Source organism: Pseudomonas sp. LFS044 (assembly GCF_047978245.1).
In the GTDB taxonomy this organism is placed as follows: domain Bacteria; phylum Pseudomonadota; class Gammaproteobacteria; order Pseudomonadales; family Pseudomonadaceae; genus Aquipseudomonas.
The window spans coordinates 107,108-123,113 of record NZ_JBFPFX010000004.1 but is presented as its reverse complement, the minus strand read 5'-3'; the positions used below and the strand labels follow the sequence as shown (position 1 = coordinate 123,113).

The window sequence follows — 16,006 nt, the reverse complement described above, 5'->3', positions numbered from 1 at the left end:
GTTGATGGCTGTATGAATTAAGACCGAGCGAGGTGTTGGCGTGAACATTAATGCAACCCTGATTGGCCAATCCGTTGCTTTTCTGATTTTTGTACTCTTCTGCATGAAGTACGTATGGCCTCCGGTCATTACTGCTCTGCAAGAGCGCCAAAAGAAGATTGCCGACGGCTTGGACGCTGCCAACCGCGCAGCTCGCGACCTGGAGCTGGCCCAAGAGAAAGCGGGTCAGCAACTGCGTGAAGCTAAAGCACAGGCAGCCGAAATCATTGAGCAAAGCAAGAAACGCGCTGCTCAGCTTGTCGAGGAAGCCCGTGAACAGGCCCGCGTCGAAGCTGACCGTGTGAAGGCTCAGGCTCTGGCCGAGATCGAACAGGAACTGAACGGTGCTAAAGACGCCCTGCGTGCCCAAGTGGGTGCTCTGGCTGTCGGCGGTGCTGAAAAGATCCTTGGCGCCACAATCGATCAAAACGCGCATGCGGAGCTGGTTAACAAACTGGCCGCTGAAATTTAAGCGAGGGCGATCATGGCAGAACTGACCACGTTGGCCCGACCTTACGCTAAGGCTGCCTTTGAGCATGCCCAGGCCCATCAGCAACTGGCCAATTGGTCAGCCATGCTCGGCCTGGCTGCTGCGGTGTCGCAAGACGACACCATGCAGCGCCTGCTCAAGGCCCCGCGACTGACGAGCGCAGAAAAGGCCGCCACGTTCATTGACGTGTGCGGTGACAAGTTCAATGCACAGGCACAGAATTTCATTCATGTTGCCGCGGAAAACGACCGTCTCCTGCTTCTGCCGGAGATTGCCGCTCTGTTCGACCTGTACAAGGCCGAGCAAGAGAAATCCGTGGACGTGGAAGTCACCAGTGCCTTCGCGTTGAACCAAGAACAGCAAGACAAACTCGCCAAGGTTCTCAGTGCACGGTTAGGCCAGGAAGTGCGCCTGCACGCGTCGGAGGATGCCAGCCTGATTGGCGGCGTCGTCATCCGCGCTGGTGACCTGGTAATCGATGGCTCTGTTCGCGGCAAGATCGCGAAACTGGCCGAAGCATTGAAATCTTGAGTTTGAAGGGGCAGCAGAGCAATGCAGCAACTCAATCCTTCCGAAATTAGTGAAATCATCAAGGGCCGCATCGACAACCTCGATGTGAGCTCTCAAGCCCGTAACGAAGGTACCGTCGTTTCGGTTTCCGACGGTATCGTGCGGATCCACGGTCTGGCCGACGTCATGTACGGCGAAATGATCGAGTTCCCGGGCGGCGTCTACGGCATGGCCCTGAACCTGGAGCAAGACTCCGTAGGTGCAGTGATCCTGGGTGCCTATGACACCCTCGCCGAAGGCATGAGCGCCAAGTGCACCGGCCGCATCCTGGAAGTTCCGGTTGGTAAGGAACTGCTGGGTCGCGTCGTCGACGCACTGGGTAACCCAATCGACGGCAAAGGCCCGCTGGGCAACACCGAGACCGATGCGGTCGAGAAAGTTGCTCCAGGCGTGATCTGGCGTAAGTCGGTAGACCAGCCTGTACAGACTGGCTACAAATCCGTCGACGCCATGATCCCTGTCGGCCGTGGCCAGCGTGAGCTGATCATCGGTGACCGTCAGATCGGCAAGACCGCCATGGCCATCGACGCCATCATCAACCAGAAAGACTCCGGTATTTTCTGTGTTTATGTAGCTGTCGGCCAGAAGCGTTCCACCGTTGCCAACATCGTTCGCAAGCTGGAAGAAAACGGCGCCCTGGCCAACACCATCGTGGTGGTTGCCAGTGCTTCGGAATCCGCCGCACTGCAATTCCTGGCGCCATACGCCGGTTGCACCATGGGCGAGTTCTTCCGCGACCGCGGTGAAGACGCACTGATCGTTTACGATGACCTGTCCAAGCAGGCCGTTGCCTACCGTCAGATCTCCCTGCTGCTGCGCCGTCCACCAGGACGTGAAGCGTACCCAGGCGACGTGTTCTATCTCCACTCCCGTCTGCTGGAGCGTGCATCGCGCGTTTCGGAAGAGTACGTCGAGAAGTTCACCAACGGTGCTGTAACTGGCAAAACCGGTTCCCTGACCGCGCTGCCGATCATCGAAACCCAGGCTGGCGACGTTTCCGCGTTCGTTCCGACCAACGTGATCTCGATCACCGACGGTCAGATCTTCCTGGAATCGGCCATGTTCAACTCGGGCATCCGCCCTGCAGTGAACGCCGGTGTTTCGGTATCCCGCGTAGGTGGTGCCGCTCAGACCAAGATCATCAAGAAGCTGTCCGGTGGTATTCGTACCGCTCTGGCTCAGTACCGTGAGCTGGCTGCATTCGCCCAGTTCGCTTCCGATCTGGACGAAGCGACCCGCAAGCAGCTGGAGCATGGTCAGCGCGTTACCGAGCTGATGAAGCAGAAGCAGTACGCGCCGATGTCCATCGCGGACATGGCTCTGTCGCTGTACGCCGCTGAGCGTGGCTTCCTGACTGACGTAGAAGTCTCCAAGATCGGCAGCTTCGAGCAAGCACTGATCGCCTTCTTCAACCGTGATCACGCTGAACTGATGGCGAAGATCAACGTGAAGGGTGACTTCAACGACGAAATCGACGCAGGCCTGAAAGCCGGCATCGAGAAGTTCAAGGCCACCCAGACCTGGTAAGCCGCAGCGGGGGCTCAGGCCCCCGCTTGCTAACCTGATAGGTGATACATGGCAGGCGCAAAAGAGATTCGCAGTAAGATTGCGAGCATCAAAAGCACGCAAAAAATTACCAGCGCCATGGAGAAAGTGGCGGTCAGCAAGATGCGCAAGGCACAAATGCGCATGGCTGCTAGCCGTCCTTACGCGGAGCGTATCCGCCAGGTGATCGGTCATCTGGCCAACGCCAACCCGGAATACCGCCACCCCTTCATGATCGAGCGCCCTGTAAAGCGCACCGGTTATATCGTGGTGAGCAGTGACCGTGGTCTGTGCGGTGGCTTGAACACCAACCTGTTCAAGGCCCTGGTCAAGGACATGAACGCAAACCGCGAACAGGGCGTGGAAATCGACCTGTGCGTGATCGGCAGCAAGGGTGCGACTTTCTTCCGCATCTTTGGCGGCAACGTCGTAGCAGCGATCAGCCACTTGGGCGAAGAGCCATCGATCAACGATCTGATCGGCTCCGTCAAAGTGATGCTGGACGCCTACCTGGACGGCCGTATCGATCGCCTCTCCGTGGTTTCGAACAAGTTCATCAATACCATGACCCAGAAGCCGACGGTCGAGCAATTGGTACCGTTGGTGGCAACCCCGGATCAGGATCTCAAGCATCACTGGGATTACCTGTACGAACCCGACGCAAAAGAGCTGCTGGACGGCTTGATGGTGCGTTACGTGGAGTCGCAGGTATACCAGGCGGTGGTCGAGAACAACGCTGCTGAACAAGCGGCCCGGATGATCGCCATGAAGAACGCCACAGACAACGCCGGTGATTTGATCAAAGAGCTTCAGCTGATCTACAACAAGGCGCGTCAGGCTGCGATCACCCAGGAGATCTCGGAAATCGTCGGCGGCGCTGCCGCGGTTTAACGGTTCAAATATTCAGAGGATCCAGCTATGAGTAGCGGACGTATCGTTCAAATCATCGGCGCCGTCATCGACGTGGAATTCCCACGTGACGTCGTGCCGAGTGTATACAACGCGCTGAAAGTACAAGGCGCGGAAACCACCCTCGAAGTTCAGCAGCAGCTGGGCGACGGCGTGGTTCGTACCATTGCGATGGGCTCGACCGAAGGCCTGAAGCGCGGTCTGGATGTCGTCGACACCGGTGCTGCCATTTCCGTTCCAGTTGGTAAGGCCACCCTCGGCCGTATCATGGACGTACTGGGCAACCCGATCGACGAAGCCGGCCCGATCGGTGAAGAAGAGCGTCGCGGTATCCACCAGCCAGCGCCTTCGTTCGCTGACCAGGCAGGCGGCAACGACCTGCTGGAAACCGGCATCAAGGTTATCGACCTGGTTTGCCCGTTCGCCAAGGGTGGTAAGGTTGGTCTGTTCGGTGGTGCCGGTGTCGGCAAGACCGTTAACATGATGGAACTGATCCGTAACATCGCCATGGAACACAGCGGTTACTCCGTGTTCGCTGGTGTGGGTGAGCGTACTCGTGAGGGTAACGACTTCTACCACGAGATGAAGGACTCCAACGTTCTCGACAAGGTAGCGCTGGTCTACGGTCAGATGAACGAGCCACCAGGAAACCGTCTGCGTGTAGCGCTGACCGGCCTGACCATGGCTGAGAAGTTCCGTGACGAAGGTAACGACGTTCTGCTGTTCGTCGACAACATCTATCGTTACACCCTGGCCGGTACCGAAGTATCCGCACTGCTGGGCCGTATGCCTTCGGCAGTAGGTTACCAGCCGACCCTGGCTGAAGAGATGGGCGTTCTGCAAGAGCGCATCACCTCCACCAAGGAAGGTTCGATCACCTCCGTACAGGCCGTATACGTACCTGCGGACGACTTGACCGACCCGTCGCCAGCGACCACCTTCGCCCACTTGGACGCCACCGTCGTTCTGTCCCGTGACATCGCCTCCCTGGGTATCTACCCAGCGGTCGATCCACTGGACTCGACTTCGCGCCAGCTGGACCCGAACGTGATCGGCAACGAGCACTACGACACCGCTCGTGGCGTTCAGTATGTTCTGCAGCGCTACAAAGAGCTGAAGGACATCATCGCGATCCTGGGTATGGACGAACTGTCCGAGACCGACAAGCAACTGGTAGCCCGCGCTCGTAAGATCCAGCGCTTCCTGTCGCAGCCGTTCTTCGTGGCCGAAGTCTTCACCGGTTCGCCAGGCAAGTACGTTTCCCTGAAGGACACCATCGCTGGCTTCAGCGGCATCCTCAAAGGTGACTACGACCACCTGCCAGAACAAGCGTTCTACATGGTCGGCAGCATCGACGAAGCGATCGAGAAAGCCAAGAAACTGTAATTCCTGCGCCCCGCAAGGGGCGCTATCAGGTTGAGGCAAGCAGATGGCTATGACAGTCCATTGCGATATCGTCAGCGCGGAAGGAGAGATTTTCTCCGGCCTGGTCGAGATGGTAGTTGCGCACGGTAACCTGGGTGATCTTGGTATCGCTCCGGGCCACGCGCCGCTGATCACCAATCTCAAGCCTGGTCCGATCACGCTGACCAAGCAGGGTGGCGCTCAAGAGGTGTTCTACATCTCTGGTGGTTTCCTCGAGGTTCAGCCGAACATGGTCAAGGTGCTTGCCGATACCGTGCAAGGTGCTGCAGACCTGGATGAAGCGCAGGCTCAGGAAGCCCTCAAGGCTGCCGAGAACGCCCTGAATCTGAAAGGCGCGGACTTCGACTACGGCGCCGCCGCCGCACGTCTGGCCGAGGCCGCAGCCCAGCTGCGTACCGTCCAGCAAATGCGCAAAGGCAAGTAATCGGCTAACGGCTGATCACTTCTGTTGCGATTGAGTAAAAGGGTAGCCTCGGCTACCCTTTTTCTTTTTCCGAATTTCCCCCCCCCGGTCATTTCACTGACCGCCCAGGATTGGTAGCCAGTCAATGTCACTCGATATCGTTATTCTCGCCGCCGGCCAAGGTACCCGCATGCGCTCGGCGCTGCCCAAGGTGCTGCACCCGGTCGCTGGCAATTCCATGCTCGGCCATGTTATCCACAGCGCCCGCCAACTGCAGCCGCAGGGTATTCACGTGGTGATTGGCCACGGTGCTGAACAGGTCCGCGAGCGCCTGGCGGCCGACGACCTGAATTTCGTGCTGCAGGACAAGCAACTGGGTACTGGTCACGCTGTTGCGCAGGCACTGCCGGCCATTACAGCCGACACGGTGCTGGTGCTGTACGGGGACGTGCCGCTGATTGAAGTGGAAACCCTGCAACGCCTGCTGACCAAAGTCAGCGAACAGCAACTGGGCCTGCTCACCGTTACCCTGCAAGACCCGACTGGCTACGGGCGCATCGTGCGTGACGCCGACGGCAAGGTTACCGCGATCGTCGAGCACAAGGACGCCAGCGAAGCGCAGAAGGCGATCAAAGAAGGCAACACCGGTATTCTGGCCTTGCCCGCCGCACGCCTGGCCGACTGGATGGGCCGGTTGTCGAACAACAACGCCCAGGGCGAGTACTACCTCACCGACGTTATCGCCATGGCGGTGGCCGATGGCCTGGTGGTTGCCACTGAGCAGCCGCACGACCCGATGGAAGTGCAGGGCGCCAATGATCGTCGCCAGTTGTCCGAACTGGAGCGCCACTACCAGCTGCGCGAAGGCCGCCGCCTGATGGCCCAGGGTGTCACCCTGCGTGATCCGGCGCGTTTCGACGTACGCGGCGAAGTGACCGTTGGTCGTGATGTGCTGATCGACATCAACGTGATCCTCGAAGGCAAGGTGGTGATCGAGGACGACGTGCAGATCGGCCCCAACTGCGTGATCAAGAACAGCACCTTGCGCAAGGGCGTGGTGGTCAAGGCCAACAGCCATATCGAAGGCGCCGTGATGGGCGAGGGCAGCGATGCCGGCCCGTTCGCTCGCCTGCGCCCCGGCAGCGTGCTCGACGCCAAGGCCCATGTGGGTAACTTTGTAGAACTCAAAAATGCCCACCTGGGCGAAGGCGCCAAAGCGGGCCACCTGAGCTACCTGGGCGATGCCGAAATCGGCGCGCGCACCAACATCGGTGCTGGCACCATCACCTGCAACTACGATGGGGCCAACAAGTTCAAGACGGTCATGGGCGAGGACGTGTTCATCGGCTCGAACAACTCGCTGGTGGCGCCTGTGGATATCAAGGCCGGTGCTACCACTGCTGCGGGTTCTACCATCACTCAGGCGGTTGAACCTGGGCAGCTGGCTGTGGCGCGGGCGCGTCAGCGCAACATCGATGGCTGGAAGCGGCCGGAGAAGATCAAGAAGAGCTGATTATCCACAGCTGTTTCGATCGAAAGCCGACTTATGTGGATAAGTCGGCTTTTTTTGTGGGCGTGGTGCGGCTCCTGCACGGGGCCAGCGGCGCTTGACGAATCGCGCATATTAGGTTTTGATTGCAATCATTATCTTTCGAATCGAAACTTAACCACTCATGTCGAAACGAAATACCCCCCAGCGCCGACACAACATCCTGGCCATGCTCAGCGAGCAGGGCGAGGTCAGTGTCGATGCGCTGGCCAAGCGCTTCGAGACGTCGGAAGTGACCATTCGTAAGGACCTTGCCGCCCTTGAGGCCAACGGGCTGTTATTGCGTCGCTACGGCGGCGCGGTGCCGGTTCCGCAAGAAATGCTTGGCGAAACCGCACTGCCGGTCTCCGCCTACAAGAAGGCCATCGCCCGCGCCGCCGTGGGCCGTATTCGCGAGCACGCGCGGATCATCATCGACAGCGGAAGCACCACTGCCGCCATGATTCCCGAACTCGGCCGCCAGCCCGGCCTGGTTGTGATGACCAATTCGTTAAACGTGGCCCGTGCCATCAGCGAGCTCGAGCACGAGCCGGTGCTGTTGATGACGGGCGGTACGTGGGACCCGCACTCCGAGTCGTTCCAGGGCCAGGTCGCCGAGCAGGTACTGCGCTCGTACGATTTCGATCAGCTGTTCATCGGCGCGGACGGCATAGACCTGAACCGCGGCACCACTACCTTCAATGAACTGCTGGGCCTGAGCCGAGTCATGGCCGAGGTGGCCCGCGAAGTGATCGTGATGGTCGAGTCTGACAAGGTCGGGCGCAAGATCCCCAACCTCGAGCTGCCCTGGGGCAGTGTCAGCACCCTTATTACAGACGAGCGCCTGCCCGCAGCAGCGCGCGAACACATTCAAGCCCGCGGCATCAACCTGATCTGCGCCGCGATCAGCCAGGAGCAATAAACATGTGTGGAATCGTTGGTGCCGTAGCTGAACGAAACATCACCGCCATCCTCATCGAAGGCCTCAAGCGCCTCGAGTATCGTGGTTACGACAGTGCTGGCCTGGCCGTATATACCCAAGACGGTGAACTGCAGCGCCGCCGTCGCATCGGCAAGGTCGCCGAACTGGACGCTGCCAATGCAGCCGAGCCGTTGATCGGCCAGCTGGGCATTGCTCACACCCGCTGGGCTACCCACGGCGCGCCCACCGAAGGCAATGCTCACCCGCATTTCTCGGGTGACGAAGTGGCGGTAGTGCACAACGGCATTATCGAAAACCACGAAGAGCTGCGTGAAGAACTCAAAGGCCTGGGTTATGTGTTCGCCTCCCAGACCGACACCGAGGTCATCGTCCACCTGATCCACCACACCCTCAAGACCATTCCGGACCTGGCTGACGCGCTCAAGGCCGCAGTCAAGCGCCTGCACGGTGCCTATGGCCTGGCGCTGATCAGCGTGAAGCAGCCTGACCGCCTGGTGGCCGCTCGCAGTGGCAGCCCGCTGGTGATTGGCCTGGGCCTGGGCGAGAACTTCCTGGCATCCGACCAGTTGGCGCTGCGCCAGGTTACCGACCGCTTCATGTACCTGGAGGAGGGCGATATCGCCGAGATCCGCCGTGATCAGGTGAAGATCTGGGATCAGGCAGGCAACCCAGTCCAGCGCGAAACCGTGCAGTATCACGAAGGTGCCGAAGCGGCTGACAAGGGCGAATATCGCCACTTCATGCTCAAGGAAATCCATGAACAGCCGTCCGTGGTGCAGCGCACCCTGGAAGGCCGCCTGGGCAAGGACCATGTACTGGTGCAGGCCTTTGGCCCGCAGGCTGCCGAGCTGTTCGGCAAAGTGCGCAACGTGCAGATCGTAGCTTGCGGTACCAGCTACCACGCCGGCATGGTTGCCCGTTACTGGCTGGAAAGCCTGGCAGGCATCCCTTGCCAGGTCGAAGTGGCCAGCGAGTTCCGTTATCGCAAGGTGGTGGTGCAGCCTGACACCCTGTTCGTATCGATCTCCCAATCCGGCGAGACTGCCGACACCCTGGCCGCCCTGCGCAATGCCAAGGAACTGGGCTTCCTGGGTAGCCTGGCGATCTGCAACGTGGGTATCAGCTCGCTGGTGCGCGAATCCGACCTGACCCTGCTGACCCTGGCCGGGCCGGAAATCGGCGTGGCCTCGACCAAGGCGTTCACCACACAGTTGGTATCCCTGATGCTGCTGACCCTGGCGCTGGGCCAGGTGCGCGGCACGCTCGAGACCGGTGTGGAAGCCGAACTGGTCGAAGAGCTGCGTCGCCTGCCGGCGCGTCTGGGTGAGGCGCTGGCCATGGACCGCACCGTCGAGAAGGTTGCCGAGCTGTTCGCCGACAAGCACCACACCCTGTTCCTGGGCCGTGGCGCGCAGTACCCAGTAGCGATGGAAGGTGCGCTCAAGCTCAAGGAGATTTCCTACATCCACGCGGAAGCCTACCCAGCGGGTGAGCTCAAACATGGCCCGCTGGCGCTTGTGGATAACGACATGCCGGTGGTAACCGTAGCGCCGAACAACGAACTGCTGGAAAAGCTCAAGTCGAACCTGCAGGAAGTTCGCGCCCGTGGCGGTGAGCTGGTGGTGTTTGCCGACGAGCACGCCGGCATGAGCAACGGCGAAGGCACCCACGTGATCAAGGTGCCGCACATCGCTGACGCGCTGGCGCCGATCCTGTACACCATCCCGCTGCAGCTGCTGTCTTACTACGTGGCGGTGCTCAAGGGCACTGATGTGGATCAGCCACGTAACCTGGCGAAGTCGGTGACTGTGGAATAACCCACGGTAATTGATGGTTGTAGAACAAAACCCCCGAAAGGGGGTTTTGTTGTTTCAGGCGCTTGAAACTCAGATCTGCATCGCCATCCCGTCCACATTCATCGCCGCCTGGCGCAAGGCCTCGGAACGCGTCGGATGTGGGTGGCAAGTGAGGGCGATGTCCTCGGCCGAGGCCGAGAATTCCATGGCTACGCAGAACTCACCGATCATCTCGCTGACGCTTGGGCCTACCAGGTGCACGCCCAGGACTTCATCGGTATTGGCATCGGCGATGACCTTGGCGAAGCCTTCGGTCTCGTGGTTGATCTTGGCCCGGCTATTGGCGGTGAAGGGAAACTTGCCAACCTTGTAGGCACGGCCTTCGGCCTTGAGCTGCTCTTCGGTCTTGCCAACGCTGGCCAGTTCAGGGCGTGTGTAGATCACCCCCGGGATCAGGTTGTAATTGACCTCATGGGGTTTACCGGCGATGCGTTCGATGCAGGCGACCGCTTCGTCTTCGGCCTTGTGCGCCAGCATCGGGCCGGACGTCACGTCGCCGATCACCCAGACACCCGGCACCGAGGTGCGATGGTGCTCGTTGGTGAGCATGCCGCGTTTGTCGGTTTCCAGGCCGACGCTCTCCAGGTTGAGGCCTTTGGTGTAGGGCCGACGGCCGATGGCGACCAGCACGTAATCGGCCTGCAGGGTTTCTGCCGCACCGCCGGCAGCCGGTTCGAGGGTCAGGCTGACACTGTCCGCCGACGCTGTGGCCTGGGTCACCTTGCTGCCGAGCTTGAAGGCCATGCCTTGCTTGGCCAGGGCTTTTTGCAGGGTCTTGGCGGTTTCCTCGTCGGTGCCCGGGCAGATGCGGTCGAGGTATTCGATGACGGTGACCTGGCTACCCAGGCGACGCCATACCGACCCCAGCTCCAGGCCGATGACGCCCGCGCCGATTACCACCAGGTGCTTGGGCACCTGAGGCAGGGCCAAGGCACCGGTGGAGTCGATGATGCGCTGGTTGTCGATGGTCACGCCCGGCAGGGGAGTGGGCTCGGACCCGGTAGCGATGACGATGTCCTTGGCCTGCAGCTCGGTTTCGCTGCCATCCTCGGCCTTGACGATGACCTTGCCTACGCCGTCCAGGCGGCCCCAGCCCTTGATCCATTCCACCTTGTTCTTGCGGAACAGGTACTCGATGCCTTTGGTAAGGCCGCTCACGCTCTCGTCCTTCTGTTTCATCATCTGGGCGAGGTTCAGGGTTGGCTTCACTTCGATACCGAGGTGGGCGAACTCGTCGCCGCTGGCCGCCTCATAAAGCTCGGAGGCATGCAGCAACGCCTTGGATGGCATGCAGCCAACGTTCAGGCAGGTGCCGCCGAGGGTAGAGCGGCCTTCCACACAGGCGACGCTCAGGCCCAATTGGCCGGCGCGAATGGCCGCGTTGTAGCCGCCAGGGCCGCCACCGATGATCACCACGTCATAGGATTTCACGAGTTTTTACTCCAGATGAAGAAGCGCAGAGGGGCACAAGGTTAAGCTGCGCGCGCTAAATTGTATACAATATCGCATGTCCATAAGATCAGATGGTTCTAGACCTTGGTCGCGGTTAGCGGAAACTTTGCACGGATGAACTACCCTCTTTCGGTGGTGTTCGAAATTTCATGCATCGAGCCCAGAAGGAGGGTCGTTCATGCTTGCGCAACTTCCGCCGGCACTGCAGAGCCTGCATTTGCCACTTCGCCTCAAACTGTGGGACGGCAATCAGTTCGATCTGGGACCCAGCCCTCAGGTGACCATTCTGGTCAAGGAGCCGCAGCTGATCAGCCAGCTGACCCACCCAAGCCTGGATGAACTGGGCGCTGCTTTCGTGGAAGGCAAGCTGGAGCTGGAAGGCGATATCGGTGAAGCCATTCGCGTATGTGACGAGCTGAGTGTGGCCCTGCTGGCTGGCGAGGATGAGGACGAGGCGCCGCCACCGCGGCTGGCCCACGACAAGCGTACCGACGCCAAGTCCATTTCCTACCACTACGACGTCTCCAACGCGTTCTATCAACTCTGGCTCGACCAGGACATGGCGTATTCCTGCGCATATTTCCGTGAGCCGGACCACACCCTGGATCAAGCCCAGCAAGACAAGTTCGACCACCTCTGCCGCAAGTTGCGCCTGCAGGCGGGCGACTACCTGCTCGATGTGGGTTGTGGTTGGGGCGGGTTGTCGCGCTTTGCCGCGCGGGAATACGGTGCCAGGGTGTTTGGCATTACCTTGAGCAAGGAGCAACTCAAGCTTGGTCGGCAGCGGGTCAAGGATGAAGGTCTGGCCAAACAGGTTGACCTGCAAATCCTCGACTATCGCGACCTGCCCCAGGATGGCCGGTTCGACAAAGTGGTGAGTGTCGGCATGTTCGAGCATGTCGGGCATGCCAACCTGGCGCTGTATTGCCAGAAGCTGTTTGGCGCCGTGCGTGAAGGTGGCCTGGTGATGAACCACGGCATCACCGCCAAGCATGTCGACGGCCGCCCGGTGGGGAGAGGGGCCGGTGAATTCATCGATCGCTATGTGTTCCCCAATGGCGAACTGCCGCACTTGTCGATGATCAGTGCGAACATCTGCGAGGCAGGCCTGGAGGTCGTCGACGTCGAGAGCCTGCGCCTGCATTACGCCAAGACGTTGCACCACTGGAGTGAAAACCTGGAGAACCAGTTGCACAAGGCGGCGGCGCTGGTGCCTGAGAAAACCCTGCGCATCTGGCGTTTGTACCTGGCGGGCTGTGCCTATGCATTCCAGAAAGGCTGGATCAACCTGCACCAGATTCTGGCCGCGAAACCTTACGCAGACGGCCACCACGATCTGCCCTGGACCCGGGAAGACATTTACCGTTGAAACCAGACCGGGGCCGCAATAGCGGCCCCGGTCATGTCAGAGGATGGGCGAAATCAGCCGCGCGATCCGCATCCCCAGTTGCTGGATACGGTGGGTATCCCGGCTGTCCTCTGCAGTAATTTCCCTGGCCTGTTCGAAGTCATCGATCAACATCGCCTCGACCTCATCGGCAAACTGCCGGTCGACTGTCAGCAGCGTAATTTCGAAGTTGAGCCGGAACGATCGGTTGTCCAGGTTGGCACTGCCGATGGCGCTGACCTCGTCATCCACCAGCACCACCTTCTGATGCAGAAAGCCCGGCTGATAGCGGAACATGCGCACGCCTGCCCGCACCGCTTCAAACGCGAACAGGCTGGAGGCCGCATAGACGATCCGGTGGTCCGGGCGTGACGGGATAAGGATGCGCACATCCACGCCACGCAACACAGCCAGACGCAAGGCAGCGAACACGGCTTCGTCGGGGATGAAGTACGGGCTGGTAATCCATACGCGCCGGGTAGCGGAATGGATGGCTTCGATGAAGAACAGCGAGCAGGTTTCCTGAGGGTCTGCCGGGCCACTGGCCAAGGCCTGGCAAAGGACACCATTGTCCGGGTAGGTGTCGGGCAGGATCAGCGGTGGAAGCTGGCGCGTTGCCCAGTACCAGTCTTCGGCGAACGACTCTTGCAGGCAGGCCAGTACCGGCCCGCCTATCTGCACGTGGGTGTCACGCCAGGGCGAAAGGCGAGGGTGTTCACCCAGGTATTCATCACCGACGTTATGCCCCCCAATGAACCCGGCCACACCATCGACGACGACAATCTTACGGTGGTTACGGAAGTTGACCTGGAAGCGATTGAACCATCCGCGCCGGGTAGCGAAGGCGTGGATCTGCACACCGCCGTTGCGCAGCACCTGGCTGTAACTGGCGGGCAGGGCGTGGCTTCCGACCCGGTCATAGAGTACGAACACCTGCACACCTTCTGCAGCTTTGCGCAGCAACAGTTGCTGCAGTGCCTTGCCGAGGGTGTCGTCGTGGATGATGAAAAACTGCACCAGGACCACTTCCCGGGCCTGGCCGATGGCAGCGAAGATGGCATCGAACGTCGCCTTGCCGTCGATCAGTAGCTTCACCTGATTGTTGGCCAGGCAAGGCATCCGTCCAAGTTTTGGCATGGCCCTTAACGCCGCATAACTCTCGGACTCGCGGGCAGTGAGCGCTTCCTCCACCCACGGCCGCCAGTTGAGATTGGCCATGGCCACGTGCATCTCCTGGTTGGCCTGACGCCGTGCCTGGATGTAAGCGTAAAAAGAGCGTGCGCCAAAAACCAGGTAAGGGATAAGGGTGAAGTAAGGGATAAAGATCAGCGACATCGCCCAGGCAATCGCGCCTTGGGCAGTACGCACGGTGAACACCGCATGCAGTGCAGCGATGATGCCTAGCAAGTGAATGACGCCGAGCACGTAGCCGAAGAAGTAAGGGCTGTGGTAATCCATACGCATCCTGCTTGCCGAATACACAGCGGATAACAGAACACGTTCCAGGCCCGCCTTGCAACCTGAAAGCGGATTTGGCGTCTAAGCCTGAGCCCGGCCACAGAGCCGGTTATTTCGAGGAGCGTTCGTCCATGAAGATTCGTCTGCCACTGTTGGCTCTGGCTGTAGGGCTGAGCAGCCCGCTGGTGCATGCGCAGATGCTGCAACCTGGCTTGTGGGAGCTGACCACCAGCAACATGCAGGTCGATGGCAAGCCACTGCCGGATATGCAGTTCATGCTCGGTCAGCTGAAGAACCTGCCGCCAGAACAACGGGCAATGATGGAAGGGGTGCTGGCCAAGCAGGGCGTTACTGTCGGCGGTAACGGCGTCCGCTCATGCCTCACCCCGGAGCAGGTGCAGACCAACGACATCCCACTGCAAGACCCGAAGTCGGGTTGCACTCAGAAGATTACCGACCGCACGGGTAACGTCTGGAAGTTTCAATTCAGCTGCCCGAAGGCTCAGGGTAGCGGGCAGGCAACTTTCCTTAGCGACAAGGAATTCACTACCCAGGTTAACGGCACCTTCAATGCCTCGGGCGTCCAGCAGCAGGGCAGCATGAACACCCGTGCCGTTTGGTTGGGTAGCGACTGCGGGACTGTCAAACCGCGCACCTGATCGTTCACCAACGCCATTGGTTGCAGGCAACCGCGTCGTGGGCATGCAGGCTTTCTGCATGTTCCACACGCAGCTTGAACGCCGCGCACCAATCCAGCTGTCGCAGCGACACGTGCAGTCGCCGCACGGCATCTTCACAGAACATCAAGTTCTGGCCGTTGGCCAAGGCGAACGCCTGTTCATCGGCTCGCTTAACAGCTGTCTGTACAGCGGTACCCAGGCTGGCTTCGATTGAGTCGATCAGCTGGGTGACAGGCAAGCTCTCCAGACTATCGCGCAAACGTGTGTGGACATCAGCAAAGCTTCGTTGGCTATGAGGTGTGGCAACGATGCCTTGGCTGCTGCCTAGCCACTCCAGAAGCACATCGCGGTCCACGTCCTGCTCGTCGAAATCTGCTTGGAATTGATGTTGGATCAATTGCCTTGCGAGTGCTGCCGAGCAAGGGCAGGTGGATGAATAGGGCACGCGGACAAATAGTTCCACGTGGAACATCTCGTTCTCGACCCGTGCCTCGACGGTTACCGGATAAGATTTCCAGCCTGCCAATGGGCTGATCAACGCGCGCCGTTTCAGCAAGTGCTCAAAGGTCAGACGCAGATACGCCGCATCAGCCAGGCCTTGGTGACTGACCAGAAAATCTGTCAGCAAGCGACGGATTGCCAATGGGCTCAGAGGCTGGTGCTCCAACCGTTGCAATGAGAGGTACAACCGAGACATGTGGATGCCGCGTGAGGAGCCATCTACCAGGCTCACGCCGGCATCCGCGTGGGCCGCCACTGTGCGCCCATCAAATTGTATTGGCAGGGCTATCCCGCACATGCCGACCCAATCGAGTGGTGTTGCGTGCGGCTGTGTCTGTGCTGCGATATCAGGGAGCGTCAGGCTAGTCATGAGCAATACCAGGCATGAAAATGTGTGTCAGCGGCATCCGCCGACCAGGCTGCAATGCAGATTGAAACGTTGGCCAGTTGAACTTGAAACGCGGTTCAGCGTGGTCCAGCCCACCCGCCGGCTGTAGCCAACCCAGGCCTCGCCGTCACTGGCCAGGCCGGTAAAGAATGTCAGCGTGCCGTAGCGGCTATTGGTTTGCGCCCACAGCCGGCGAGTCGCACTATCGAAGCCGCGCAGGTAGAAATGGCTGCCCTCAGTGCGCACGCTGTAATAGCTGCCGTCAGCAACCCTGCAGGCCAGCAGGGTTGCACTGCGCGTGCATAGCGCCAGCCCATTGCTGTGTGGCATGGCCAGCAGCGGCGAAGATGCGGCGAGCAGCAGCAACGCGGCAGCACGTGACAGGCTCATTTCCATCTCCCGAGAAATCTTCCGACGAGTACGGCTTGGCGA

At 59.9% G+C, this 16,006-nt stretch carries 15 protein-coding genes; 11 read left to right on the top strand and 4 right to left on the bottom strand.

All coding sequences use genetic code 11. The features are described from left to right. The first annotated feature begins 40 nt into the window (after positions 1 to 40). From ACNQPL_RS04635 to glmS, 9 genes are all read left to right on the top strand, one after another. Entirely contained in the window at positions 41 to 511 is a 471-nt protein-coding gene (locus ACNQPL_RS04635) for a F0F1 ATP synthase subunit B (RefSeq protein WP_172225118.1), read from the top strand. Between the two features lie 12 nt (positions 512 to 523). Continuing rightward, positions 524 to 1,060: a F0F1 ATP synthase subunit delta gene (locus ACNQPL_RS04630; protein WP_003253191.1), complete on the top strand. Its 537-nt coding sequence runs from the start codon at positions 524 to 526 to the stop codon at positions 1,058 to 1,060. 21 nt (positions 1,061 to 1,081) lie between these two features. Then, the gene (gene atpA / locus ACNQPL_RS04625; protein WP_021785310.1) at positions 1,082 to 2,626 is read left to right on the top strand and encodes a F0F1 ATP synthase subunit alpha; all 1,545 of its coding nucleotides are present in this window, start codon (positions 1,082 to 1,084) and stop codon (positions 2,624 to 2,626) included. 48 nt (positions 2,627 to 2,674) lie between these two features. Next, positions 2,675 to 3,535, top strand: coding sequence for a F0F1 ATP synthase subunit gamma (gene atpG / locus ACNQPL_RS04620; protein WP_016489911.1), 861 nt, complete (start codon positions 2,675 to 2,677; stop codon positions 3,533 to 3,535). Between the two features lie 27 nt (positions 3,536 to 3,562). Then, positions 3,563 to 4,939, top strand: a complete 1,377-nt coding sequence (atpD, locus tag ACNQPL_RS04615) for a F0F1 ATP synthase subunit beta (protein ID WP_016489910.1) — start codon at positions 3,563 to 3,565, stop codon at positions 4,937 to 4,939. 43 nt (positions 4,940 to 4,982) lie between these two features. Further along, positions 4,983 to 5,402: a F0F1 ATP synthase subunit epsilon gene (locus tag ACNQPL_RS04610; protein ID WP_416466100.1), complete on the top strand. Its 420-nt coding sequence runs from the start codon at positions 4,983 to 4,985 to the stop codon at positions 5,400 to 5,402. Positions 5,403 to 5,526: 124 nt separating this feature from the next. After that, entirely contained in the window at positions 5,527 to 6,894 is a 1,368-nt protein-coding gene (glmU, locus tag ACNQPL_RS04605; RefSeq protein WP_387523207.1) for a bifunctional UDP-N-acetylglucosamine diphosphorylase/glucosamine-1-phosphate N-acetyltransferase GlmU, read from the top strand. A gap of 160 nt (positions 6,895 to 7,054) precedes the next feature. Continuing rightward, the gene (locus ACNQPL_RS04600; protein ID WP_346612726.1) at positions 7,055 to 7,831 is read left to right on the top strand and encodes a DeoR/GlpR family DNA-binding transcription regulator; all 777 of its coding nucleotides are present in this window, start codon (positions 7,055 to 7,057) and stop codon (positions 7,829 to 7,831) included. Positions 7,832 to 7,833: 2 nt separating this feature from the next. After that, the gene (gene glmS, locus ACNQPL_RS04595; RefSeq protein WP_416466099.1) at positions 7,834 to 9,669 is read left to right on the top strand and encodes a glutamine--fructose-6-phosphate transaminase (isomerizing); all 1,836 of its coding nucleotides are present in this window, start codon (positions 7,834 to 7,836) and stop codon (positions 9,667 to 9,669) included. Positions 9,670 to 9,738: 69 nt separating this feature from the next. Here glmS and lpdA read toward each other — a convergent pair whose 3' ends face one another. Beyond that, positions 9,739 to 11,139, bottom strand: coding sequence for a dihydrolipoyl dehydrogenase (lpdA, locus tag ACNQPL_RS04590; RefSeq protein ID WP_416466098.1), 1,401 nt, complete (start codon positions 11,137 to 11,139; stop codon positions 9,739 to 9,741). A gap of 199 nt (positions 11,140 to 11,338) precedes the next feature. On the opposite strand from lpdA, the gene cfaB reads away from it, so the two are divergent. Continuing rightward, positions 11,339 to 12,529: a C17 cyclopropane fatty acid synthase CfaB gene (cfaB, locus tag ACNQPL_RS04585; protein WP_416466097.1), complete on the top strand. Its 1,191-nt coding sequence runs from the start codon at positions 11,339 to 11,341 to the stop codon at positions 12,527 to 12,529. A 36-nt stretch (positions 12,530 to 12,565) separates the two neighbouring features. Here cfaB and cls read toward each other — a convergent pair whose 3' ends face one another. After that, positions 12,566 to 14,005, bottom strand: coding sequence for a cardiolipin synthase (gene cls / locus ACNQPL_RS04580; protein WP_346612722.1), 1,440 nt, complete (start codon positions 14,003 to 14,005; stop codon positions 12,566 to 12,568). A gap of 131 nt (positions 14,006 to 14,136) precedes the next feature. On the opposite strand from cls, the gene ACNQPL_RS04575 reads away from it, so the two are divergent. Next, positions 14,137 to 14,664 carry a DUF3617 domain-containing protein gene (locus tag ACNQPL_RS04575; protein ID WP_346612721.1) on the top strand — a complete coding sequence of 176 codons (528 nt, stop codon included), beginning with the start codon at positions 14,137 to 14,139 and terminating at the stop codon, positions 14,662 to 14,664. Between the two features lie 4 nt (positions 14,665 to 14,668). Here ACNQPL_RS04575 and folE2 read toward each other — a convergent pair whose 3' ends face one another. After that, positions 14,669 to 15,556: a GTP cyclohydrolase FolE2 gene (folE2, locus tag ACNQPL_RS04570; protein WP_416466096.1), complete on the bottom strand. Its 888-nt coding sequence runs from the start codon at positions 15,554 to 15,556 to the stop codon at positions 14,669 to 14,671. A 27-nt stretch (positions 15,557 to 15,583) separates the two neighbouring features. Then, positions 15,584 to 15,964: a glutamine synthetase gene (locus ACNQPL_RS04565; RefSeq protein WP_346612719.1), complete on the bottom strand. Its 381-nt coding sequence runs from the start codon at positions 15,962 to 15,964 to the stop codon at positions 15,584 to 15,586. Positions 15,965 to 16,006: the final 42 nt, after the last annotated feature.

Coding starts and splice junctions, on each gene's coding strand:
- atpA (WP_021785310.1), top strand. CDS start 1,082: ATGCAGCAACTCAATCCTTCCGAAATTAGTGAAATCATCAAGGGCCGC.
- ACNQPL_RS04575 (WP_346612721.1), top strand. CDS start 14,137: ATGAAGATTCGTCTGCCACTGTTGGCTCTGGCTGTAGGGCTGAGCAGC.
- folE2 (WP_416466096.1), bottom strand. CDS start 15,556: ATGACTAGCCTGACGCTCCCTGATATCGCAGCACAGACACAGCCGCAC.
- ACNQPL_RS04565 (WP_346612719.1), bottom strand. CDS start 15,964: ATGAGCCTGTCACGTGCTGCCGCGTTGCTGCTGCTCGCCGCATCTTCG.
- ACNQPL_RS04600 (WP_346612726.1), top strand. CDS start 7,055: ATGTCGAAACGAAATACCCCCCAGCGCCGACACAACATCCTGGCCATG.
- atpG (WP_016489911.1), top strand. CDS start 2,675: ATGGCAGGCGCAAAAGAGATTCGCAGTAAGATTGCGAGCATCAAAAGC.
- glmS (WP_416466099.1), top strand. CDS start 7,834: ATGTGTGGAATCGTTGGTGCCGTAGCTGAACGAAACATCACCGCCATC.
- cls (WP_346612722.1), bottom strand. CDS start 14,005: ATGGATTACCACAGCCCTTACTTCTTCGGCTACGTGCTCGGCGTCATT.
- ACNQPL_RS04610 (WP_416466100.1), top strand. CDS start 4,983: ATGGCTATGACAGTCCATTGCGATATCGTCAGCGCGGAAGGAGAGATT.
- glmU (WP_387523207.1), top strand. CDS start 5,527: ATGTCACTCGATATCGTTATTCTCGCCGCCGGCCAAGGTACCCGCATG.
- ACNQPL_RS04630 (WP_003253191.1), top strand. CDS start 524: ATGGCAGAACTGACCACGTTGGCCCGACCTTACGCTAAGGCTGCCTTT.
- atpD (WP_016489910.1), top strand. CDS start 3,563: ATGAGTAGCGGACGTATCGTTCAAATCATCGGCGCCGTCATCGACGTG.
- cfaB (WP_416466097.1), top strand. CDS start 11,339: ATGCTTGCGCAACTTCCGCCGGCACTGCAGAGCCTGCATTTGCCACTT.